23 protein-coding genes are annotated in these 24,031 nt (G+C 45.2%); all 23 read right to left on the reverse strand.

Annotated features, from left to right (window positions below; translation table 11 throughout):
* Positions 1–9: 9 nt before the first annotated feature.
* On the reverse strand, positions 10–2,322 hold the full coding sequence (locus GPK60_RS04440; protein ID WP_215658930.1) for an HlyD family efflux transporter periplasmic adaptor subunit: 2,313 nt from the start codon (positions 2,320–2,322) through the stop codon (positions 10–12).
* Positions 2,323–2,565: 243 nt separating this feature from the next.
* Positions 2,566–2,928, reverse strand: a complete 363-nt coding sequence (locus GPK60_RS04445; RefSeq protein ID WP_330589882.1) for an HPr family phosphocarrier protein — start codon at positions 2,926–2,928, stop codon at positions 2,566–2,568.
* 99 nt (positions 2,929–3,027) lie between these two features.
* The gene (locus GPK60_RS04450; protein WP_215658931.1) at positions 3,028–5,046 is read right to left on the reverse strand and encodes a diguanylate cyclase; all 2,019 of its coding nucleotides are present in this window, start codon (positions 5,044–5,046) and stop codon (positions 3,028–3,030) included.
* A gap of 56 nt (positions 5,047–5,102) precedes the next feature.
* Positions 5,103–5,459, reverse strand: coding sequence for an Hpt domain-containing protein (locus GPK60_RS04455; RefSeq protein WP_022119408.1), 357 nt, complete (start codon positions 5,457–5,459; stop codon positions 5,103–5,105).
* Positions 5,460–5,705: 246 nt separating this feature from the next.
* Positions 5,706–7,052, reverse strand: a complete 1,347-nt coding sequence (locus GPK60_RS04460; RefSeq protein ID WP_215658932.1) for a polysaccharide biosynthesis tyrosine autokinase — start codon at positions 7,050–7,052, stop codon at positions 5,706–5,708.
* On the reverse strand, positions 6,997–8,280 hold the full coding sequence (locus tag GPK60_RS04465) for a Wzz/FepE/Etk N-terminal domain-containing protein (RefSeq protein WP_215658933.1): 1,284 nt from the start codon (positions 8,278–8,280) through the stop codon (positions 6,997–6,999). The genes GPK60_RS04460 and GPK60_RS04465 overlap by 56 nt, the downstream gene beginning before the upstream one ends.
* Positions 8,261–8,956, reverse strand: coding sequence for a hypothetical protein (locus GPK60_RS04470; RefSeq protein WP_215658934.1), 696 nt, complete (start codon positions 8,954–8,956; stop codon positions 8,261–8,263). The genes GPK60_RS04465 and GPK60_RS04470 overlap by 20 nt, the downstream gene beginning before the upstream one ends.
* Positions 8,953–9,192, reverse strand: a complete 240-nt coding sequence (locus GPK60_RS04475; protein ID WP_022118396.1) for an LPXTG cell wall anchor domain-containing protein — start codon at positions 9,190–9,192, stop codon at positions 8,953–8,955. Before GPK60_RS04475 ends, GPK60_RS04470 begins: the two co-directional genes overlap by 4 nt.
* The gene (locus GPK60_RS04480; RefSeq protein ID WP_215658935.1) at positions 9,182–10,267 is read right to left on the reverse strand and encodes an LCP family protein; all 1,086 of its coding nucleotides are present in this window, start codon (positions 10,265–10,267) and stop codon (positions 9,182–9,184) included. Before GPK60_RS04480 ends, GPK60_RS04475 begins: the two co-directional genes overlap by 11 nt.
* Positions 10,268–10,291: 24 nt before the next feature.
* On the reverse strand, positions 10,292–11,131 hold the full coding sequence (gene srtB, locus GPK60_RS04485; protein WP_215658936.1) for a class B sortase: 840 nt from the start codon (positions 11,129–11,131) through the stop codon (positions 10,292–10,294).
* Positions 11,128–11,388 carry a PqqD family protein gene (locus tag GPK60_RS04490; RefSeq protein WP_022118393.1) on the reverse strand — a complete coding sequence of 87 codons (261 nt, stop codon included), beginning with the start codon at positions 11,386–11,388 and terminating at the stop codon, positions 11,128–11,130. The genes srtB (GPK60_RS04485) and GPK60_RS04490 overlap by 4 nt, the downstream gene beginning before the upstream one ends.
* Positions 11,389–11,414: 26 nt before the next feature.
* Positions 11,415–12,671: a nucleotidyltransferase family protein gene (locus GPK60_RS04495; RefSeq protein ID WP_215658937.1), complete on the reverse strand. Its 1,257-nt coding sequence runs from the start codon at positions 12,669–12,671 to the stop codon at positions 11,415–11,417.
* A 359-nt stretch (positions 12,672–13,030) separates the two neighbouring features.
* Positions 13,031–13,825 (reverse strand): class B sortase, encoded by a 795-nt coding sequence (srtB, locus tag GPK60_RS04500; RefSeq protein WP_215658938.1) that lies wholly within the window; start codon positions 13,823–13,825, stop codon positions 13,031–13,033.
* A complete protein-coding gene (locus GPK60_RS04505) occupies positions 13,822–15,441 on the reverse strand; it encodes an LCP family protein (RefSeq protein WP_215658939.1) in 1,620 nt (539 codons plus the stop codon). The genes srtB (GPK60_RS04500) and GPK60_RS04505 overlap by 4 nt, the downstream gene beginning before the upstream one ends.
* 4 nt (positions 15,442–15,445) lie before the next feature.
* Entirely contained in the window at positions 15,446–16,048 is a 603-nt protein-coding gene (locus GPK60_RS04510) for an immunoglobulin-like domain-containing protein (protein WP_215658940.1), read from the reverse strand.
* A gap of 14 nt (positions 16,049–16,062) precedes the next feature.
* On the reverse strand, positions 16,063–17,601 hold the full coding sequence (locus tag GPK60_RS04515; protein WP_215658941.1) for a polysaccharide biosynthesis tyrosine autokinase: 1,539 nt from the start codon (positions 17,599–17,601) through the stop codon (positions 16,063–16,065).
* Positions 17,543–18,964, reverse strand: a complete 1,422-nt coding sequence (locus GPK60_RS04520) for a polysaccharide biosynthesis tyrosine autokinase (protein WP_215658942.1) — start codon at positions 18,962–18,964, stop codon at positions 17,543–17,545. The genes GPK60_RS04515 and GPK60_RS04520 overlap by 59 nt, the downstream gene beginning before the upstream one ends.
* A gap of 10 nt (positions 18,965–18,974) precedes the next feature.
* Positions 18,975–19,892 carry a bacterial Ig-like domain-containing protein gene (locus GPK60_RS04525; protein WP_215658943.1) on the reverse strand — a complete coding sequence of 306 codons (918 nt, stop codon included), beginning with the start codon at positions 19,890–19,892 and terminating at the stop codon, positions 18,975–18,977.
* A 15-nt stretch (positions 19,893–19,907) separates the two neighbouring features.
* Positions 19,908–20,627, reverse strand: a complete 720-nt coding sequence (locus GPK60_RS04530) for a CpsB/CapC family capsule biosynthesis tyrosine phosphatase (protein ID WP_215658944.1) — start codon at positions 20,625–20,627, stop codon at positions 19,908–19,910.
* A gap of 35 nt (positions 20,628–20,662) precedes the next feature.
* Positions 20,663–21,529: a hypothetical protein gene (locus GPK60_RS04535; protein WP_215658945.1), complete on the reverse strand. Its 867-nt coding sequence runs from the start codon at positions 21,527–21,529 to the stop codon at positions 20,663–20,665.
* Positions 21,454–22,386: an AAA family ATPase gene (locus tag GPK60_RS04540; RefSeq protein WP_215658946.1), complete on the reverse strand. Its 933-nt coding sequence runs from the start codon at positions 22,384–22,386 to the stop codon at positions 21,454–21,456. The genes GPK60_RS04535 and GPK60_RS04540 overlap by 76 nt, the downstream gene beginning before the upstream one ends.
* Positions 22,358–23,479: a DUF262 domain-containing protein gene (locus GPK60_RS04545; RefSeq protein WP_215658947.1), complete on the reverse strand. Its 1,122-nt coding sequence runs from the start codon at positions 23,477–23,479 to the stop codon at positions 22,358–22,360. Before GPK60_RS04545 ends, GPK60_RS04540 begins: the two co-directional genes overlap by 29 nt.
* Positions 23,480–23,567: 88 nt before the next feature.
* Positions 23,568–24,023, reverse strand: coding sequence for a VanZ family protein (locus GPK60_RS04550; protein WP_215658948.1), 456 nt, complete (start codon positions 24,021–24,023; stop codon positions 23,568–23,570).
* Between the last annotated feature and the right edge of the window lie 8 nt (positions 24,024–24,031).

Genomic DNA, 24,031 nt, shown 5'->3' on the forward strand with positions numbered 1-24,031 from the left:
ATCACCGCCTTACTGATTTGGATGTGTTCTGCCAGGATCTCCGCCCTGTCCGCCTCCGCCGGAAGGACCGCCCTGCATATCGGACGGCTTGGACGGCATCTGACCGTCGCCAAATCCTCCAAATCCCTGCATATTACCGCTCTGGCTGTCACTTATCGTTCTTGTATAGTAAACCGTGTCGCCTTCGGAAAGTCCGCTTGTGATCTCAACGTTGCTGCCGTCGGAAAGACCGGTTTCGACTTCCACTTCATCAGTCAGTGTGCCATCTTCGCTCTGTCCGGTATAGACAAAGGTGGAATCTCCCCGCTCCTGCAGTGCCGCAGACGGGATCAGAAGAATATCTTCGGCATCTTCTACCTTGATCGTCGCGGATGCATTCATACCAATCCTCATATTGTCATCTTTTTCCATCTCGATCTCAACCGTATATTTTGCCACACCGCCGTTGACGGATGCAGTACCGGAAATAGATGTCACCGTTCCGGTAAAGGTCTGGTTCTCCAGAGCATCAAAGGTAATGTCTGCACTCTGTCCTTCTGCGATAGAAAGAATATCCAGCTCATCCACACTGATCGACAGGTTCATCGTCTCATCCGGTGACAGCGTAAATGCAGTCACATCACTGATATTGCTGTCCGAACCCTGGGTGGAAGAAGCGGTCGATGCAGAAGTGGCACTTGCACTCTGCGTACCGCCTGTGCTTCCATTGCTGCTGTTATTGTTCTGCGTGCTGTTTGCATCATTGCTCTGCGTACCGTTCGCACCTGCCGGCAGATTGTTCTGTGTACCGCTCTCTGTGCTGCCGTTGCTGTTCTGCGTGTTATCGGACGCATCTGCATCGCCGCCTGATCCGACATTTGTCGCATCGCCGCTGTTATTCTGATCATTTCCGGATGTATTGTTTTTACTGTCATCTGCTGTGTTCTGGTCATTTTTCTTATCTGCTGCGGCCGTCTTTACAAACGTAAGCTGAAAGCTTAATTCTGTACCATTATTGGTCACACCTGAGATGGCTGCCCCGCTCTGGCTGATCACGACATGTTCCGGGAATACATACTGTTTTTCGCTGTCACTTTTTGCAGTCAATGTCACTTTTGCCGTATAAACGGTATCTGCTGCAGCCGTCTGATCTGTACTCTCCCAGACGATCGTTCCGGTATAATGATCGGTCTCTTTGATCTCCCTTTGCAGTGTCTGACCGGTCACCGGTAGCGTCACAAGATCCTTGATACTTTCCACGGAAATCTTCTGGATTTCATTCTGTGACTCCTTTTCACTGTCACTTTCCGTCTCGACCTTGCTCTTTTCCGTCTGTCCCTGGCTGCTTTCAGTTGCTGTCGCACTGGTTTTCACAGCCGCCGTGCACCGTGCCATGCCAGAGGATGTTTTTGCACTGTTTTTACAGGCCGCAGTACTTACTGCCGATGCGGAAGTCACTGTTTTCGATGATGTCGTCGCAGATGACACGGATGCGGATGTCGGCACCGCGGACACACTGTTTCCGGAGCTGCTGTTTCCGGACGAACTGCCTGAACTTCCGGATGTGCTGCTCGCCGTCACATTGACATCCTGCACGGTTCCGTCAAAGTCGGCCGTGATCTTATTTGTTGTTGAAAGTTCCGATAGCTCCTGCATATATTCTGCGAGTTCTTTTCGCCCGGATACCAGCTTGAGATACTCTGAGCTTTCACCGGTGTCGGCAAGATACAGCAGTTTGTCACCGGCACTGACGGTATCACCCTCAGAAACGCAGATTTTGCTGACGGTTCCGACTGCTGCCGTCACTGCTACTTCTGTTTTGTTCTCGTCATCCATCTGGATGATCATCAGGGCACCTTTTCTTGCCATATATTTGCTGACGTCTTTGCCTTTTTTCGCATAGATTTTCGTGACCGTTCCAGATACTTTGGCCGTAACATAAGACGATGTGCTGTCATCTTTTGTTTCTTCGATCTCTTCATCCAGCTCGTCGATCTCTTCCTGCACATCGAGCATTGCCTGTTTTACTGAATCAGCATCCACGGTTGCCAGCGTATCTCCTTTCTGAACACTGTCACCGCTCTCTACCAGAACTTTATCCACTTTTACGCCGGCCGGCATCGTCACATCCTGTGCACTGCTGCCCTCCAGATTTCCGGTTCCGACTACGGTCGTTGAAATATCACCCCTTTCCACCGTTGCTGTCTGTACGGACGCTGTTTCTGCCTTTGCCTGAAACGAACGGTGATGAGTGTTAAAATAAATACCGCCGGCTGCTCCGCCGACTAAAACCACGGACATTCCTGCCGCGATCCATTTCTTCTTTTTGGAATATTTTTTCATATTGACCTCCCGCCCTGCTTAAGCCTTTTGCTTTCCGTTTCTGGTTTCCATATTAGCAGGGGGATGTGTCAGGAATTTGGTGAAAGGCTGAAATTAAGCTGAAAGATCTGCCGGAACCCCCAAAAAAACTGCTGCTTGCGACTTTTTCCTGTCACTAAAAAAGAAGCACAACCGTCTCCGGCCATGCCTCTTTCATTATACTTTTTAAAATCACTCTGTCAGTCTCCCTGACGGCAGTAAATCTTACAGATTTTCTTTGAAGAATTTCTCCATAGCTTCTGCTGCTGCATCTTCATCCGCACCTTCACAGGTAACGGTTACTTCTGCACCCTGCTTAACGCCCATGCTCATGATTGCCATGATTCTCTTAACGTCAGCTTTTTTGCCGTTGCTGCTGATCTCGATCGTTGTGTCTTTGAATGCTGCTGCAGCTTTTACAAGCAGACCTGCCGGTCTTGCATGGATACCCATTGAATCCTGAATTGTGTAAGTAAACTGTTTCATCAAAAATCCCACCTTTTCGTTTTGTTGTATAAATCGTTCATCACCTGCCAGATCTGCCTTGGACAGTTCCTCCTGATGTATTGCGACTACTGACGCAATCATATCAAAATTTGCATCAAAAGTCAAGGCAGAGCAGCTTTTTTGGAACAGCCGCACAGCAGCGTCATGCCAGGGCAGAGCAACAGTACTGCCCTCTTTTTCTCAGCCCAGCACCGTCGTCTCCATGATCTGATCGTGTACCTTTCGCTCCTGATTCTCTTCTTCGCTCTGATTTTCTACATTCTGAAACTCTTCATCGATACGGTCCTGAATATCCTGCAGACACTCCAGCAGCAGAGGATTAAACTGTCCGCACTCACCGTTCAGGATCATTTCCACTGCTTTTTTATGCGAATATGCCTTTTTGTAGACACGTTCGCTTACCAGTGCATCATAGACATCTGCGATCGATACAACCTGGACTTCGATCGGGATCTCTTCGCCCTTCAGTCCATCCGGATAGCCCCTGCCGTCATAACGCTCATGGTGCCATCTGCAGATATGCATGGCCAGCTGCACCAGCTCTTCATTCTGATAAATACCGACGTTTTTCAGGATAGACTCTCCGATGATCGTGTGCTTTTTCATCTCATCAAACTCTTCCGGTGTCAGTCTGCCCGGTTTATTGAGGATCTTGTCATCGATGCCGATCTTGCCGATGTCATGCAGTGCAGAAGCCGTCGTGATCAGAGAACGCCTCTGTGCCGATATCTGATATTTATCCGTCTTCTGTACCAGACGCTCCAGAAGCAGTTCTGATAAAATATTGATATGTAATACATGAAGTCCGCTCTCACCGTTTCGAAATTCTACGATCTGGCTTAGGATACTGATCATCATCTGGTTGTTCTTTTCTTTTTCGTAGATCTGATCGGTAACCAGCGTCACCAGTTTTCTCTGTTTTGCATACAGTTTGATTGTATTATGCACCCTCTGACATACTATTTTTGTATCAAACGGACGGTTGATATAATCTGATACGCCAAGCTCATAAGCACGCCGGATATAAGGTTCTGAATCCTCACTGGAGATCATAATGACCGGAATGTCCTCGATCCAGTGGTTATGTACCATCACATCCAGCACTTCAAATCCATCCACAACCGGCATTACGATATCAAGCAGCACCAGGGAAATCCCCATGCCGTACTGCTGCAGGATATCCAGACATTCTTTTCCGTTTTCTGCCTCCAGAATATCAAAATCCTTTTTCAGCATCTCTGAAAGAATGGCACGGTTCATCTCCGAGTCATCCACGATCAGAATCTGCTGCCGTGCCTTTCTGTTTGCCACTCCCGGTGCAACATAGGAGGCATTATCTTCCGTAACAACCATATTTTTATGCTCTTTTGCCTGATACATCAGTTTATCTGCCTGCATAACTGCATGCTCGACCGTCTCTTTTGAGGATATCACTCCGCCGATACTGACCGAAAGCTGAAGCTTTGGAAATCCCGGTACGTTTGCAGCATGGATATCACTCTGGATCTGGACCAGTTTATTGAAAAAATTTTCTTTTTTGATGTTCTCCAGAATCAGAATAAACTCATCTCCACCGTAACGGATCAGGATATCCGTCTTGCGGATACAGTGTTTAACTGTCTTTACCATCGTTCTGAGTGCGGCATCTCCCACACTGTGGCCGAGCGTATCGTTGCACAGTTTGAAGTCATCCATATCAATGACAGCCACCCCGGCATTTTCATTCTTTTTCTTGATCTGCTCTTCAAAATAGCGACGGTTATATACACCGGTCAGTGCATCTTTATACAATCTCTGATCATACTCGATCAGCTGATTGACCAGCTTTTCACAGCCACGGGAATCCACCAGCGTATCCATGTCCATGTATTTGACAAGCTCCATCACGCAGTCTCTTCCGTCTACTTTTATGTATCTGGAAGTGACCTGATAAAGCTCATCCTCGATAAATTCAAGCTTGGTCTTCTGTGTCCGCTGATACAGTGCCTGCAGGGAAGTGCAGTTTTCACACGGATGGTCTTTATTCCATATTTCATAGCACTCACTTTTCTCTTTTTCGTCTTTACAGTCCAGCTTGCATCTCTTATGCATCTGCTCCAGATGTTCTCCATCCAGCAGCCGCACAACGGTAAAGACTTTCTTGAAAAGCTGCATTTCGTCTTCTGCCTGCTGCCTTGTTATACCGTTTGCCGATTCCATAAGTTCATCTCCTCACTGCAATTTTCTCTTTCGCATCCGATCTTCTTCCGATCTTTTTAAAGTTCTGATTCGTACTGCTTTAATACAGCAGTCAGGGCATGGTATTCTTTTTCAACCTGTTCAAAGAGCTCTTCGCTCTCTTCGATCTCTCTGCCTCGCAGTTTCTCTGTCAGCTCTGCACTTACGTTATAAAGCCGGTCAAATCCCAGGTTGATGCATACGCCTTTCAGCGTGTGAGCTGCACGGAAAGCTCTTTCTCCATCTTTTGCTTCCAGGGCATTTTTCAGATCCGAAAAACTGCCGTCCTTTAAAAACTTCAGTGCAAATCTCTGGATCATCGCTTCGCTGCCAAATCTTTTCAAAATGTTTTCGTAATCAGACCCGGTCTTTTCGTAACATTCTCTTATTGTCATGTCTTTCCTCTCTTCTTGCAGAATCGAAGAAAGCGGATATTTCATCCGCTCCTTAGATCTATCTTAAGTAACTGTTATCTTATTCCATACTTTTCATTATATGATGTTGGAGTCAAAAGTCCCAAACTATGATGCCTACGGATTGTTCCGTGCGTTGCACTCCCACAATCCTCCCCAGTATTCGCATATCGTGGGATTATCATCCCACTTTTATGCTCATATCGGGGCGGGTCCCATTGTCCACTGCTATTTGTGTTCGGTCTGATTTAAAATGCACCCTGCAAACTCCATCCCGGCTTCGGAAAGTTCCCTTATTCCTTCCGTCAGGATCCTTACATCAGCAAAATCCTGTCTTACAACAAAAACACCTCCGTCCACGCAGGAAGCAAGCATTGCCGCATCCGACAAAATCCCGGCCGGCGGTGTGTCCACGATCACCAGATCTGCCTCCTTTTCCAGCTGTTTTATGATCTCTGCGATTTTCCCTGTTCCAAGGATCTGCTGCGTGGATGACAGGCTTTTCGTTCCCGCAATGACACAGAGCTGTGTATCCCGACAGCGGATTTTTACCTCCTCTGCCGTTCTCTGCCCGGTCAGGACTTCATACGCCCCTTCCGTACCAGAATCCAGCTGAATCGTCCGGCAAACAGCCGGTTTTCTTAAGTCCGCATCGAGCAGAAGTACCGAATAGCCTTTCTTTTCCAGCCCCAGTGCCAGATTGCAGGCAACGGTGGTCTTTCCTTCCCCGGCAACGGCACTGGTGACAAGAAGCGTATGCATGTTTTTCTTTTTCAGCTCCTTTTCCAGTCTTGCACAGATGGCATACCGGGCATCTAAAAAGGCAGCCGATCTCTTTTTTGCCCTGGTTTTCGGAAGACTTCCCAGATAATGGATCTGCGTCAGTCTCTGCAGATCTTCCCGGTTTCTGACGGTCTTTTTCGCCATGGCATCAAAAAGCACGATCAGAATAAAAAGCAGGCTTCCACCCGCTGCCCCTTCAAGAGCTGCCCTTCGACCATCCGGAATGTTGTCCGGCTGATGCGGCACACCGGATTCATCCAGAAGCTCCATCTTCAATACACCGGTCACCGGATGCAGGATTTCCGGGTAACATGCCAGCACTGCCTGCAGAAGTTCATACGCCCTGCCGGCACTTGCAGCCCTTGCCCGGATTGTGATCAGATTAGTATCCTGAACCACCGATGCATCGATACTTCCCGGCATGGTCTTTGTCCCCATTTTTTCACATACTTTTTCCCGCAGTACATCGCTCGTTAAAATATAAGGAAACACAACGCCGATCTGTTCTGCTACTTTCTGCTCATAGTTTTTATTTCCCGCATAGACAGAATCACTGCTCACCGCATAAGCAGCAAATGCAGTATAGACCGGCTGATAAGTTTTTTTCACAAGAAAAGAACAGGCAGCTGCCCCGATCCCTGCAATAAGCAGCAAAAGCCACCAGAAGCGTCTGCCCTGTTTCCACATCGTCTCTGCCAGAGAGGTAAGGTCGATCCTTCCATCCTCCAATCTCATCTCACCGTTCATAATGTCCTCCATATCTGCCGTAATGATATGCATACTGATAGCCATAAGAGGCCATCGGTCTTAAAAATTCCACATGTGCATTGTTGTAGACACAGCCAAGATTTTTCTCTCCCTGTGCATTTAAAAGATCCAGTGCCGCATTCAGATCTTTCGCCTGTGCCCGGTGCTCTGCAACAACCAGAAGTGACGCATCCGCCATCTGTGCCATCTCCTCCGTATCCGCATTCTGCAAAAACGGCGGCGTATCGATGATCACATAATCATTCTCTTTTTTCAGGTTCTCCAACAATTTCTGAAAATTTTCTATTTTCAAATGTCCTTCTTCATCGGCAAGCCAGGACGCATTCTGCTTCCGGAAATCTGCATTTAACAGAAAAACCTTCTCTTTTCGCATCGAAAGTGCCAGTGCCAGATTTTCCGCCACTGTCGATCTGCCCTCTTTTTCCAGCACACTGGTCACAAGCAGTGTCTGTGCCTTTCGCTCCTCCATCTTTTTCTGGACGTGCTGTGTCAGTTTTTGCAGGGATTCCATATAACGGAAGCTGATCAGCGGATCGTCTATGCGGATGTCAGTCCGTTTTTTTCTGTTCCGCTCATGCCAGAGCGTACCAAGACGTCTCGCCTCCAGCTTCTGTTCAATGTCTTCCTCCGTGCGGATCGTATCCTTCAGCCAGGACAGCCCGCCGAAGATTAGTACCCAGCATGCTGCCGCAGCCAGAAATGCTTGGATCATGATATTTCGCCGCTCAAACGGCTGATCCGGCGTAAGCGGAACCTTCGGTGCCTTTAAGATCTCCAGGATTGCATTACCTGTCATATAGTCCGATACCAGGCTGTAATTTTTCAAAATAGACTGCATCAGTTTAAAGCAAAGCTCCGGTGAGGCCGCAGTGACCGCCAGATTGATCAGATTCGTTCCCTCCACCGCCTCTGCCGATGCACTGCCTGCAAAATCCGCAAGATGTATCTCTTCTGCGACTTTTTTCTGCAAAATACTGCTGTTTAAAATCTGCTCAAAATGTTCCGCCATAACCTGTGCCGAACTTTCATTGTCATAGACATTATTCGGAAGTCCCTTTTTTGTCACATAAAGTGTCGCCTGGGAAGTGTAAGATGGCTGATAGTGCCACTGCATCACAGCTGCCGCAAGCAATGCTGCAGAAACGGCAAAACAGAAAATCACCAGCCACTGCCGCAGAACATCCGTCAGAACCGTATACGACAGTGCCCTGTCCACTCCATCCATCCTGTACTCACCCCGCCTTTGTTCCATTTTCTGCTCCTTCCGTCTCTTTCTGCCCTGTTTCTTCTGTCAGATTGGTCCTTTCCATCTGTTTTGCTGCTTCTGCACACTTTGTCCTCTCCGTCTGCTGTCTGTAATCCACCATCTCAAGCGTGACCGGAACCGTCACCATATCACCGCAGCTGTTTGTCACCTGCAGCCAGATCTCATATTCTCCGGCAATATTCAGGAAAAACACCGAATCCCCCGTGATCTCCACCTTATTTGAGATATCTCCGTCGATGCAGTCTGTCGCATAGACACTATCCAGAATATCCTGTGTCCCGACCGGGAAAGAAAATGGCTTTGCACAGGAGATTTTCGGTGAATGATAGTCCGTGTAGATCAGCTGTCTGGATGCTTTCGCAACGTGGCCGTCCCGGTCAAATGCTGCATAGGAGACCAGTCTGCGTCCTTTTTCCAGAAAAGTCGATACACTCTCGATCACCAGAGAATCCGTGATATCGCCGTCTTTTTCATCATAAGCTGTGATTCCCTTTTTCCATACTTTCTCCGGATCTTTGACACTCACCTGGATCTCATCCTGATCCATGAATATTTTCGGTATGGTTTGGTCTGTTTTTCGTCGGATCTGGTTCTGATTCAGTGCATAGACCGCCACTGAGAGCAGAAAAAGTGTGATCGCAAACCACCTTAATTTTTTCATTCCGTCTTCTCTTTCCGTTTCCGGTCTGCAAAAACGGCTGCCGATGCCGATACACAGGCAAGCAGAAGAGCCACGGACTCTCCCGTACCTTCTCCTGTTTTCGGTGAAACGGCCGTCTTTGTCACCGTACTTCTTCTTACATTCTCACTGCCAGGACTTATCACTGCCGCCTGGACCGGAAGTGCCAGCATACCGGACAGCAAAACTGCCGTGATCCAAAGTTTTTTATTTTTCATGATCCTTCCCCGCCTTTCGATAAAACACCTCTAAAACCATCTCATACATTGCCTGCTCATCCACATGAAATTCCGCATAAGTCTCTCCCATGGATGCTTCTCCTTTGATGCTTAAAATACCGGCATCCTGAAAACCACCTCGAAAAAGCAGGGTTCCAAGATACGTCACTTCGGCTGCTGAAAGATTCGTGACTGAAAAATCCTTGATTTTCTGATACAGAGTCAACAAAAAAAGCGGATTCTTTCGAAACTGCTCTGCCGCTTTTCCTCCAAAAGCTGCAAGATACTGCTTCTGCCGCTCGATGCGGTCACTGTTGGCATCCGCTGTCGCTTCCTTTTCTTCCACCAGACGACTTCGCACATACCACTGTGCCTGCTCTCCGGTCAGCACCTTTCTCTCTCCTTCTTTCAGGGACGGATTCTGGATCGTCAGATCTTTGGTGACCGGCACCTCCACACCGCCGACTGCATCCGTCAGCACTGTGATGGCATCCAGATCCAGTGCCGCATACGCTGCGACCGGCATCCCGTAAAACAGCCTGGAAACGGCTCTCACCGTATTCTCACAGCTCTTCTCCTTTCCGTCCCCGTACGTGTAGGCAAGACAGAGCTGCAGCTTTTCCGTTCCGATAAAATTTCCAAGGTCTGAATAGACGTTGACATCCGTCATCGTATCTCGTGAGATCGCGATCAGGCGGCTCTTTCCGGTTTTCGTATCCAGCACAAGAAGAAAAAGTGCATCTGCCTGACCTGCCTTTCCATCTCCGACCGTGCCGCCCTCTTCAAACGCTTCCTTATCTACCCCAAGAAAAAGGATCGACACCAGATCTTCGTTGTACATATACTTCTCTCCCTGATATGTGACCTCCTTTCCCTGTTCGCATGCGATCTTTGCCCTGTCGTCTCCGCTTTGCTTTTCTTCCGGCAGTTTTTCCGTTTCCACCGCCACATTGCGAAACAGTGCCTCTTTTCCCCTCATGCGAAATCCCTGAAAAAGTGCCACGATCGCCAGAATGATCACCAAAACGGCCGCCACATTTCGCATCACCCTGCCCGCTCTTTTTTCCGTCTGCATATTCCCACACCTTCTTTCTCTTTTTTACTGCCTGGTTTTTTCTTTTTTTCTCAGAACAGCCTGCACCAGGTAACGTCCGTCTGCCTGATCGGATGTGCAGGTACTCAGGGTCACAAGTTTATCTTTTGCTGTCACCTTTACATCCTCTCTTGTATTCTGTCCCATGGAAATCCCGGCAAACACTTCTCTGATATACGCCCTTCGCCCCTTTTTCTTTGAAAAATCAAATGCCCCGAGCAGATGCGTATCATCAAAGCGGTACGCCGCAAAAATTTCATATGTCAGCCGGTAGCCCGGCAAATAAATAAAAAATTCCGGATGTTCCGCAAAAAATGTTTTATCCTCAAAAAAATGAAGATTCTGGAACATCGAGCCGTCTCTCATGTTGTGCCCGTAAAGCACGGTCATCGGATCTTTAAAATCCCTGCTGTTTGCCTCTTCCGTATAAATACTTCCGGCAAACGCATATCTTCCGCTGCTGTTGTGCCTCAAATAATAAGTGTCATCTTCTTCTCTTTGCAGCACCGGATAATCAATCTGCGTATCCGGTATCCGAATCCAGGCATAAATATCCGGATTGATGCTCGAAAGCTCTGCAAAATCGATGCCTTCCGGCCTGTCATACCCGGCTTCGGACTCACGTTCCATTCCCTTTGCTGCCTTATTTTTTTCTTTTCCCTGCTGCCCGTTTTTTGTCCCCACTGCGAACGCTTCCGCCGCATCCCGCAGTCTTTCATAAGACTGTCCTGTCACCAGATTGCTGCAGAACCTCACGCCTGCATAAGAGGTAGACACAATCGTGACCATAAGTGCCAGATAAAACAGCACACCCCAGAATCGATGCGTCCCTTTCTTATCCCTCATTCCAAAACGCCCGCTTTTGCAAGATATGTAAGAAATTGACCGATATCCAGACGTGCCTGTTCTTCTGACACTTCATATTCTTGCAGAACCTCCTGTACCAGCTCTTCCCTCGTCCTGTTTTTTTCCATATGTTTCCACAGAAACGCCCCACTCTCATTCAAGGTCACCAGACCGTTAAAAGTAAGAGCCGTATTTCCCACCGGCACCAGGATGTTTTCCCCTGCTACTTTCCGCAATACAAATCTCTTCGCCTCCATATTTCACTCACTTTCCCTTGTTGTATTCATCTTCTCTTTTCCCCGAAAATCCCATATTCTCTTAAAATCTCTTTCCTTTTTCTTCCAGTCTTAACGATTTCTTTTACCGATCCTAAAACCGGACCTTCTCTGAGATAGCCACAGAGCCTCTGCCCCCAGGCAAACGGCAGAAGATATGGATGCTTTTTCAGGTACGGAAAACGCCACAGAAGATTCTTTGCAGGCGGAAATGCCATGTAAAACAGACCGGGGAATATGCCTGACAGTCCTCTTTTTTCCGCCGCATGCAGCGTAAGGGTGCCACTGTGCAGGCGACTCCTTGTCCCATTTCCATGAATGCCGGAGTGCAGGATATCTTCCATCAGTCTTTCCGTATCCAGTTTCATACTATGCACACCTTCCGGAAAATAGAACTGTTTTTCTTCAAAACCAAGATACTGCACACCAAGGCGAAAAATCGCCTCTGCAAACAGGATACCATCCGTCATCCGGATGCGATCCCAGAAAATCTCCCAATCGATCTCCTTCTCGTAATACTCGGCAAACAGCAGAATATCGCAGATCTGCCGTATCCCGACTCCGGAAGCAAGCAGATGTTTTCTGGCATGGCAGAACTGAAAAAACAGATGATCCGTCGGCTGCGGCATATTGATTTTTACACCTTCTACCTCTCTTTCGATCGCCTGTTTATGGATCTTATCAAAAAATCCATTCCATCCAATACACCATTTTTCATTTTCCGGAAACAGCATCCAGTGCAGCTCGATCACCAGAAAGCCGCCTGTTTTTTTATAAGCCGTCTCGTAGTTCTCGGTGCCAGTCTCAGGATTTAACTGCTGCATTCCATATAAAAGCATCGCTTCCTGACAGGCCTCAAACTGCTCTTTTGGTATCAGCAGATCCTCATCAGCAGAAAGCCTCGCATCCGGATCCGGATACAGACTGCGGCAGACGATTCCTTTTACCGCCAGCGGCTTTACACCCATCTGTTGTAAATGAGCGTACAACTCCAGAAATTCTTCGGTTATCGTCCTCTGAAGTGCCATCAGCCGCAGACTCTTTTCCCGCACTTTTGCAAACATCACACGGTCCGCCAAAGCCGCTGCCCGGCACTCCGCCACCGCCTCATAAACTAGCGGCAGCACATGATGCATGTCCGCCAGGGCAAAAACCCCTGACCACTCCTGCACGGAACGCTCCTTCCAGGCCACCCGCTGCCCGCGAATCCCCGCACGCAGTGCCTCCAGAAAAAGCTCCTGGTATTCCCTTGTTTTTATGAACATTTCAGTCCTCCCTGCAATTCAGAAAACATTTCTGATATTTTCATTGTAAAATCCTGCCGAGGCATCTTTTGACCTCAACTATGATGCCTACGGATTGTTCCGTGCGTTGCACTCCCACAATCCGCCCCAGTATTCGCATATCGTGGGATTATCATCCCACTTTTATGCTCATATCGGGGCGGGTCCCAAGGTCTTTCATCCACCTATGAGCAAGCTCATGTGGAGTTAGACCTTTTGACCCTAGCATCATATGATGTTGGAGTCAAAAAAAGACCACATACCGTTTTGGTATATGGTCTTTTTTGTTTTGTCCAACACGTCATCTGCAAATTGCTTCATTTCCAGGTAACGCTCTTCTTCTATTCGTGCTCTTCCTTAACCAGATATGCCTGCACCAGGTAGCGGTAATTCTTACCGGCCGCATGGCAGGTTGAGAGCGTCAAGATCTTGCTGTCCTTGTCCACCTTCGCCTTCGTGTCAATGGATGCATTCATATTTCGCTGCTCTAAAATATCTTTCAGATAAGTCTCCCTGCTTTCCTCATCTTTTCCCTGATTATAATACATCAGCACATGACGGTTGTCCGTCAGATAGGCCGCAAAAATCCGATATTTCAAGATTGAATCCGGCGTGTAGATGGTCAGATCCTTATGATCTTTCAGGAATGTCTTATCCTCGTACTTGTGCAGACCTGCAAACATCGAACCGTCTTTCATGTTATGTCCGTAAAGCACCGTCAGATAATCATCAAAATCTTTGGCGTTTTCCTTTTCCGAATAAATCGCTCCGCTGTCACTTAAACTGGTATCCGCCGCATGGTTCAGATAGTACGTATTATCCGAGCTGTCCTGTACAACCGGATAGTCGATATCCGTTCCCGGTATCGTGATCCACGCATAAATGTCCGGATTTTCCTTCTGTAAGGTCTCAAAATCCACCGGAATGTCCAGCTTCTTCTTTTTTTCCTTTGTCTTGGACTGTTCCTTCGACTCCTGCGTATCGGTCTGCCGTTTCTCGGAATTCTGCTGCTGCATTTCTTCATAAGTCTGCCTGGCATGTTCTCTTTGTGTATAAATCCGCAAAACGACTGCCATCAGGATCACTGCCGCAGCAAACGATATCACCGCGATCACCTTCCATGTTCTTTTTTTCACTTCGACTCACCTTCTGACTGTTCTTCGGTATAGAAGGTCTGAATGATCAGATCATAAAGTGCATCATCATCCACATAAACCTCATCATAGACACTGCCCTTCTTGGATTTCGCCTTCAAAGAAACAATGCCGTCGGCAGTAAAATGCATATCCATCGCCTCCGTTGCCAGATAAACCGAACGATCCAGGCTGAGATTTGTGACCATATCATCCGTAAGACTCTGATAAAGGCTGACTGGAAGACTCATATCCTCTTTCATCGCCTTCACCGCCTGTCCCATAAAATTCACAAGGTACTGTTTCTGACGCTCCATACGAGAATTGTTGGAAAAATCCTTTTCCGTATCTCGATAACGTGTAAACTTCAACGCCTGATCTCCTGTCAGCGTCACCGCCGCCCCCTCTGCAAAGGACGGATCAACCTGCGTCATATCTTCCGGTACCGTCACCGTTACGCCGCCAACTGCATCGTTGATCATGGCAACCGCATTCATATTCAATGCCACATAGCCATTGATCGGCATTCCATAGAACAGGTTGGAGACAGCATCCACCATGTACTGACAGCTTGTCACCTTTCCATCCCCGAAGGAATACGCAAGTCCGAGATGATTCTTTGATTTTCCAAGATAATTTCCCTTATAATCAAACGTCTTGATCTGTGTCATGGTATCTCGCGAAATACTGATCATTTTGATCTCATCTTTGCTCTTATCCATAACCATCAGAAAAATGCTATCCGCCTGACCGCTCTCACCGGAAACATCATCCTTTTCCTCGATCGTATCACTCTCCTGATCAATGCCCATGACCAGCATCGTCACCAGATCGTGATTATAGCGGTAAGCCTTGCCATTGTACCAGATCACATCCGGGTCGGAAGAAACCTTTGCATCACTTCCGTCAGTGTTTTTTGAAATCATCTGATTTTCTGCCACACTGATGTTCTCATCCATATGTTCCTGTCCGGTCGTACGCAGTACATGATAAGCTCCGAACGCCGCCGTTTCCAGAAGCATCAACACGATCAGAATACTCAGCATCAGACGCATGGCATAAGAGAACGCACTTTTCCTGGAAAACGCATATTTCCAAACGATCACAAACACAATACCAATACCGGCACCGATCGTATGAAAGAGCAGATTCCCCAGATCAAAAACTCCCGTCTTTAAGACAAGCTGGAGTATTTCCACACAAAGTGCTAATGCAAACGATGCACCTATACTCTTCGCAGCCTGATACTTTCCTTTCATCAGGATCATGATCAAAGCTCCAAGTGGAACAAAAGCGACCGTACCTGCTGCCACTTTTACCAGCGTTTCCATCACCCAGCTTCCTGTGAAGATCCCCATATCCACCGCAGAATCTCCGGTTCTCTTTCCAAGAATGGTCACCGCCAGGATCAGCAGCACATAAATCGCAAACATCAGCCACACACAGATGGCCCTGCCACGCTTTCTCTTTTTTTCTCTCCAGGATGGTGTTACAAAAACGTACACAATAAGCAGAAGCAGAAAGCTTGCGGCTGCCGCCGCATATACCATGTCCGGCAGTACGCCAAGCGGAGTCGAAACTGCCTCCAGGCCTCTGCTGATACTCGTTAATACTCCCATAATCCTATCCTTTCACTACCAGTTCCAGCGTAACCGGAGCAGATACATTGCCGTCACTGTCCATCGCCGTGTAAGTCAGCGTATAAGTGCCCGGTTCATCCGTGCTGTAGTCACCGTGGACCTCAATCTGACGGAACAGAGCAGAACGATCATCTGTATCATCAGTGATTTCAGATACCTGCGAAACCGCATCAAACGCATCGCCGACCTTGATCTCTATCTTTTTCTGCTTTAATTTCAGGACCGGCTTTGACGGATCTGCAGCGGCTGAAGTCCGGGTTTCTGTCTCTTTTGTTTCCGTTTCTTTTTCCGTTTCCGATGCCATCTCTGTATCAGAAGTTTCTGTCTTTGCAGTACTTGCTTCTGTTTCTGTACTTTCGCCTGCCTGCGTTTCTTTTTCACTTACTTTCGTGCTTTTTTTCTTATTCTTTTCTGTTTCTTTCGCTGTTTCTGTCTGAAGCTCATACCCGGCAACCAGCATCGTCTGCTGATCCTCACCCTGCATCTCCAGTTTCTTCCCGATTTCTTTATAAGAGGTCGCAGCCATCATCACAGCCACTGCTGCTGTCACAATCATTGCAACGGTCAGCCATCTTTTTCTTCTCATCTGTTATGCCTCCACTATAAGGAATCTTCCGTGTCCATATCGTCTTCTTTCACATCTACATATCTCTGATACTTTCCATATTTGCCGTAGCCATACTTTCCATATCCGTATTTTCCATATCCATATTTTCCGTAAGAAGCGAATCCCTTCTGACTTCTGTTGATCAGATAGCCAAGCAGTTTATCCTCCTGAATAAAAGATTCCATTCCTTTCTCAATCTGCGGAATTTCTGCCATGTCATGACGTACAACATAAAGTACACGATCTGCATATCCCGCCAGGATCGCAGCATCCGAAAACAGATATGCCGGCGGTGTATCGATGATTACATAGTCAAATTCTGACTTAAGAAAAGTCATAAGTTCTTCCATTCTGCTCTCATCCATCAGGCTGGATATATTGCCATGCACCTTTCCACCCTGAATTACCGTCAGATCTCCTTTTTTCTGCAAAACCTCTTTAACCTTGGCATTTCCCTTCAGATACTCTGCAAGTCCCTTCTGTTCTTCCATTCCAAGCATCTCTGCAACGGATGGCTTTCTGAGGTCTCCATCGATCAGAACTGTCTTTTTCTCATGCTGCATAAATGCCAGTGCCAGATTGACTGCCGTCATACTCTTTCCTTCCTGTGGAAGCGTACTGGAAACGAGCAGAACCTGTTTATGCTCCTGTTCCATCTGTTTCTCGATACGAAGCTGAGCCGCCTGCACAGACTGCTTAAATCCCCAGTCCACACGCTTGTTGGTCAGCAGAAGCTGCTGTTTTTTACTCTTTTCACGTTTCTTGACTGTAATCTCCGGTATCAGACTGATGCATCCTTTGGACGTGATCTTCTTCATATCACTTTCTTTGCGGACCGTCCTGATCAGCTGTGCATACAATGCTGCGATTGCCAGACACAAGATCACGCCAGCCAACACACCCTCCACCAGCTGCTTCATTGCTGAATAACCATTTACGGGATTTTCGCCTGCCAAAGCCCGATCCACAACCTGTAATTCAATCGTACCATTGGATCCTGCCACCCATTCCGGATACATATTCTCCAGAAGATCCAGCAGCATATTGGCATTGTTATAATTGTTTGCCGTCACCGTAACAGAAAATAAGTTGGAGTTGTCCGTATATGCAGATGATATCACATAATTCGGATTGACATTTTCTTCTTCCACATCTGCAAACAGGCGATCCTTAAAATCTCCCGTTTTCGTAACCACGCTGATACTGTTGCTCAGTCTCTGTGCAATGGAAGCATCTGTATCCGAATCTCCGGTCTTATTTACCGCATAAGTCACTTTTGCCTGATATTGTGGAACATACTGTCTGTTTCCATAAATAATAAAAACTGCAGTCACGATCACAATCAGCAATAAAAATTGCAGCCAGTACTTCTGAAAACACCGCAGTGCATCATCCATCATGCTGAAAAGATCAATTCCTTCCTGACCGGCACCATATTGCTGTCCTGTTCTCACTCTTTCTGCACGTACCTTATCACTTTCCTGCATGCTGTCCATCCTTTCCGTAAGCGTATCCGTAGTAATAGCTTCCATACTTATACTTGTGATAGCCGTTTCCTGCAATTTTCTCGCCCTTTGCCATATTCAGGACACCACCGACTACGACAGATCCTGCATCCTCCAGAATATCGATCACATCATTGACCGATGCTGCATGCACCTCATCCTGCTTCATGACCATAAAAACAGAGTCCGCATATCCGGCAATGATCTCCGCATCACGTACAATGCCGATTGGTGCCGTATCCAGGATCACATAGTCAAAACTTCCGGACAGTTCCTTCAGCATATGTTCAAATCGCTTCGAATCAAACAATTTTTCCGGCTCAGAGACTGCTTTTTTCTGCAAAATACAGGAAAACTTACGCTCGTCCTGACCATATTCAATCAAAACATCCTGAAGTGTACTCTCTTCTGTCAGATAATCATAGAGCTGTTTCTGATCTTTCATATCAATATCAAAAAGCTTACAGACGGCAGATCTTCTCATATCACAGTCCACCAGAACTACTTTCTTACCACGCTGCACCAGATTCAGTACAAGGTTCGCCGCTGCCGTAGATTTTCCGTCATTCTCTTTCAGACTGCTCACCATCAGCACTTTATAATGATTTTCGTGCATCTTTCTGCGAAGCTTTGTAACGATCTTGTCCACAGCTTCCGCATACTGCGAAGAAGTCCTTGGATCTGTGATCAGAATCGACTTCTGTTCCTGTTTTTTCTTTACAAACGGTAACGCTCCAAAGACATCCATATCCAGCAACTGCTGTGCCTGTTCGACACTATGTACCTTGTCAGTGAAAACTGCCATTGCTCCGACCAGACCACATCCTGCAATCAGCACCAGAAGTGCCACCTTCAGTGCACTGATTGGTGCATCTGCATGATTGACCGTAATCCCATTCCCTTCAAAACTTCCAATCTTCTTCAGCAGATATCCCGTCTGGAAATATCCGGAAAGTTTCGGATAATTATCAATACCAGCTTTCAACAGGCGGCATGCACTCTCCGCCGAACTGCTTGTCGCACTCATGATAATGATGTTGGTACTTCCGGCTGCATATGCCGAAAGATTTCCCTTCAGCTTATCCGCATCCTTTTCCTTTTTTATCTGCTCTTTCATCATATCACTGTTCAGGGCACTGACGCATCGAGATACCGCCGAACTGATCCCATTTGAATTGAATTTTGTGCCTGCATTGTCTCTTGGGATCACATAGAGATTGACACTTGCCGTGTAAGTATCCTTCTTATAGTGATCCAGAAAAATATAAGAAAACACGCCTGCCAGACATGCAAACATCAGAATAAAGAGTGCATTTCTCATCAGGCAGCGACTTATGTATTTCACATCATACGGCTGTGTATTTGCATTTTGATAATGTTCCTGATTCATCTGTCCCCTCCTACTCAACGACCACGATCAGATTTGCATTGCAGTCGTATCCTGTCTCCTCCGATGTATAATGATAATTTACCGTATAAACTCCGGCCTTTTCCGTATCAACCTTCGAAGTGATTTCGATATTCTCCATGGAAATCTGCTTACTTGCCGTACTCTGCTGTTCGCTCTCTGAAGTCCCCTCCACAGATGAAGTTATTCCTGAAACTGCAAAGGTTTCTCCTCCCTCTTCGATATAATCCAGATAAGCACTTGCATCCAGCTGTTCGCCCTTTTCCATGTATACAATATACTGATTCAATATGATCTGCGGACGCTGATTTCGCTCATCGTATCCATCCTCATAGATTTCCACACTGATCGGCAGCGTCGTCGTATAACCAACACTGTTCGTCACACTGACCGTGCACTCATAAATCCCCTTCTTCGGCTCTCCTTCCAAGACCTCCTTATCACCATCCAAAGTAATAAATGGTGTGACATCCCCGTCAATACAGTCGTCCGCCGTAAAATAAGACAACAGATCAATCTCCTGATTTTCCGGAAAACGCAATGCCTGTTCAAAGGAAAAATGTGCCTGACGATAGTCAGAATAATGAAGTGTTCTTGTAAGTGATGCCATATTGCTTGATTTATCAAAGGCCACATAAGTAATCAGGAAATCACTGTCCGTGCCTTCCTTCTTTTTGATACTGTCGATCAGTATGCTGTCCGATACGTCCCCGTCCTTCTGATCAAATGCCGTCACGCCGGAGATCAGCTTCTTCTCATCCGCTTTAATGCTTGCCGAAAACTTCTCCGCATCCGCACTGAGAACCGGCGGTTCCATATCCTTTTGCTTCTGTGCATTTGAATAATAAACACAGCCTCCAACCAGGGAAAGAACACAAACTGCCCCTGCCAAGACCTTTCTTTTGTCCATAATCGCTGTACTCCTTTATGTAGTGAGAATCGGCATCCCGTTTAATATGCGGCTCGGATTCTCCGACAGCCACATACGAATCAGCTTTTTCGGATATCGCCTCTCAAGGTATGCCACCAGTCTGTTCATCGATGGGGTACGATACTCAAAGTCATGTGCATCCGAAGCCAGCACACTGACAATCCCATCATCCAGAAACTGTTCTGCAAGATTTCTGCATCTTCTTCCAAACTGCCCAAGAACGCTCCCTTTATTTACCTGAAGTGCACAGCCCTGTTCCGCCAGAAAGTAGGCAAACTCAGGATCCCTCTGCACAAAAAGATAACGTTCCGGGTGTGCTAAAACTATATTATACCCTCTCGTCTGCAAATCGGCAACATATTTGTACACTTTTTCGACATTTTCTTCAAAATCAAACTCCACCAGGACATATCTTGTCCCATTTAACGTCAGAAGCTCCCCCAGATCCAGCAGATCTGCGGCCTTCTCATCCATAAAAATCTCCATACCTGAATAAAGCTTCACCGGAATCTCTCTGTCACGCAGTTCCGCCTGAAGCCTCTCAAAATTTTCCCTGTATTCCTCTAACGTATAATCATAATAATTCCCGTGACTGGTCGCAGCCATATGAAACACTCCGCTGCGTGCAGCCAGATCCGTCATCCGCACCGAAGTCTCCAAATCAAAAGCCCCGTCATCCAGGTGCGGGAGAATGTGTGTATGTAAATCGACCATGAAACACCTCTGCTTTCTCTATTCTTAATCCTATATTAAGTTCGAAACAGAATCACATTTCGTATATATATCTGCTCACACAATTCAAGAACTTTTTCCTGGCTCATATCCCTTATCTTTTCTTTAAACAAATCCACAATATAATTAGGATATTCGCTCTGTTCCCTGTACTTTCCATCTGCTTCTATTACATCTTCCACAAAATTTGCCAGTGCTTTCGTCTTAATTCCCGGATCATTCAATTTAAATCTGTTAATATGACGCTTTATATAATCCAAATCATATTCATCATACTGATATTTTTCATCTGGAATGAATTCTGCATTATTCACATCATACTGAATTTTGTATTCCAGATTTGAGTTTTCCCCTCTTACCCCTGACGGCTGCAAAATAATTTGAGCCTTCCTGCAATACTCTTTTTTTAATTTTTTATATTTTTCACACTCACTTCTGCACACGTTTCCTCTGCATACAAGTTTTGTTTCAAACTCTATCTTCGCTTCCTGTAACTCTGCTATTCTCTTTTTTTCACCCACCTTTTTCAAAGATTGATTACAATTTGGACACGCCAGTGCAATGTTTGGAACACATTCCGTTAAATGTAACTCATCAAGACTTTTCTCTATACTGTGCTCTAAATGACCAATATTCACCCTGTCATTTTTCAATAGCGAATAACAGTACATACAGTGATTTTTACTGCTTTTTCTTAAAAGCTCTTCTAAATTTCTTCCAGGTTTGTTTTTATATCCATATTCTTCTTGTTCACTGTAATCCGGCAAAAAAGTGGGCATATCCAATAAAAATTTATCATTTGCAGACATTACCATGTCTCTATCTGTCTGACTATTAACTTCTGTGCCTTTGTTAGTTCCTGATTTTTCAATTTCTGAAGCCATCTTGTACTTTCCTCATTCCATATACCGGACATTTTATTATTCAATAAAACTCTTAACTGATCATCTATCCGCTGTTTCTGTGTTTTCCTTTGCTTTTCTTCAAATACAGCACTGAAAATATCATATACTTGCGAAATACTTGCAAAATCTCCGGCATCCAGCACTTCGAAGTTTTCATGATGTAATAAAATCAAATTTGCATTTTCTGTATTTGCAATCAAGTCCGCTGAATGCGTTGTAACTATAAAATCTAACATTGGAAATTTTTTTCTCAAGAAGTCAAAAATCTTTCCACTGTTTTTCACTGATAAAAATTCATCTATTTCATCTATAATAACAGTTCCTTCTTTGCGAGTACTCTCCATATACAAAATTTCTATAAAAATTCTGAGCAGTGCCTGATAACCGCTTGACAAAGCCACCTCTGTCTCATCTATATATACTTCCCATCCCACTTCTCCCAGCCGTATATCAAATGAAATATCCAAAAATTCATTCATCATTTTCTTCAACTCAAACTGATAGTTGGCATAAAAATCCTCAACTGCTCTTGGAACACCTAAATAATAAAAAGAATCTCTATAATTAAAATTTTCTTCTTTTAAACGATTCCTGTTGATTTCATCGGAATAACTCACGTTTTCAACCGGTTCTTCTCCAACCTGTTCCACTTCAAAAGAACGATTTACCGCATCAATAAAATAGTACTTCTTCTGTTCATCCTTCTGCATCATTATCTTAAGCACATCCGATTTTCCACTCGAATTATCGCCTATGATAATATTGTCTTTGTATATAAACTTACCATTTTTCAGGCATTCACTTAAATCATTTAACATTTCCTGATAAGATTTCATACATTCGTCTCCATCTCTTATTCATAGCTTTTGAGGAAATTGTTCCACCTTTCTGAGTTTCATTTATAATACTATCATTCAAAATCTGTTCACTTAATGCATCGGTAAATTTCATTTTGTTTAAATCTGTTTTTGAAAAAATAACAAAAAATCCCTCTATCAATGTCTTTTTTTGAAAAAATTCTCTGGATATATTTAATGAATTTATAAACTCTTCCAGCTGATTCCTGTATTCCTCTATCTCCTGTATTGAAAAATCAAATGCTTCCTCAGCAAAATAGTCAATGAATTTTTCCATTGAATTACTATACTCATGTATTTTAAATTCTTTGCCATCATACTCTGCAAACTTTTTCAATGCACAAAAACGATACAGTAATTCAATATCTTTACATTCATTGTCCTCTCTTCCATACAGTTCTCTCCATTTTTTGTTTTCCTTATTCAACGATTTAATCATACGGCTGAAAGGACACGGATAAATACCATTTCGCAGTTCCTGTGCAGATAAACGCTTCCCGCCATTATTTAAATTTGTAAAAATTTTATGCAATGTTATATCAAGATTTTCAACACCAGATGCTTTTATTTCAATAACAGAAATTGTTCTGTAATCAATCTTTCTCCTCAATTGTATTGGAAGTGTTGCATAGCTTATATCATATTCATTGCCATCAATTTCCATGAAAAATTTTGTCGGAACAATATTGTGATACTTATTTTGTAATGCTTCTTCAAAATTTCTTGCATTTTCAATATCTAAATCACTATAATCAAAAACTGCTTCTCGTCTGCCTCTGAAAAATTTTCCAATATAATAGAAATACAGACTCATAACTCTCTGCTGACCATCCAAAATTTCCAACTGTCCATTTTTATTTCGAAATGTATAAATAGGCGGTATCGGGAAATCTCTGATCAAAGATGCCGCCAACGCTTCTACCTGCTTCTTATTCCACCGAAATTTTCTCTGATATTCTGGAATCACAAACAAATTATCATGTACTCCCTCTACCAGAGACCTAAATCCTATATCCGTTTTATACTGTTGTATGCTGATTTGATTATATAGATTTAATAGTGATGCATTCATACTGTTTTGCTCTCCTCTTACGCCTTCTGTTTTATCTTATCCTCTACTCAAAACAACTGCCTATCATTATACTATCTGCAACAACTTTTCACAAGCAATGCTTTCTTTTTTGAAAAGCTATACCGCCTATCCAGGCTCCCAGCGTATTGCAGATCACATCTGTCACCTGTGCCATGCCTGTCCCGGCCGCATACTGCCAGCTCTCGATCACAATTGCCAGAACCAGAGCCAGCCAGATCCGATGCCAGCCTATCAGCTCCCCGAGCGTAAGTCCCAGTGGAAAGTATAAAAAGACATTCATCAGCAACTCCCGAAAGAACTCATCCGAATAAGGTGCCATCACCACAAACTGATACAGACCGGAAGGTGTTCTCCCCAGCACCGTGAACTTGAGAATCAGAAAAAACGATACCCCTGCTCCAAACAAATTTAAAATCTTCCAGATGTCGATTCTTATATACCTTGCTAAAATCCGCCAGAGGATAAGCAAAAATAACATGATCAGAAAGATTCGATGATAATTCCATGCATAAACATTTACCATTTATTCAA

This window comes from Ruminococcus sp. MCC718, from assembly GCF_018783905.1.
GTDB classification, from domain to species: domain Bacteria; phylum Bacillota; class Clostridia; order Lachnospirales; family Lachnospiraceae; genus Hominisplanchenecus; species Hominisplanchenecus faecis.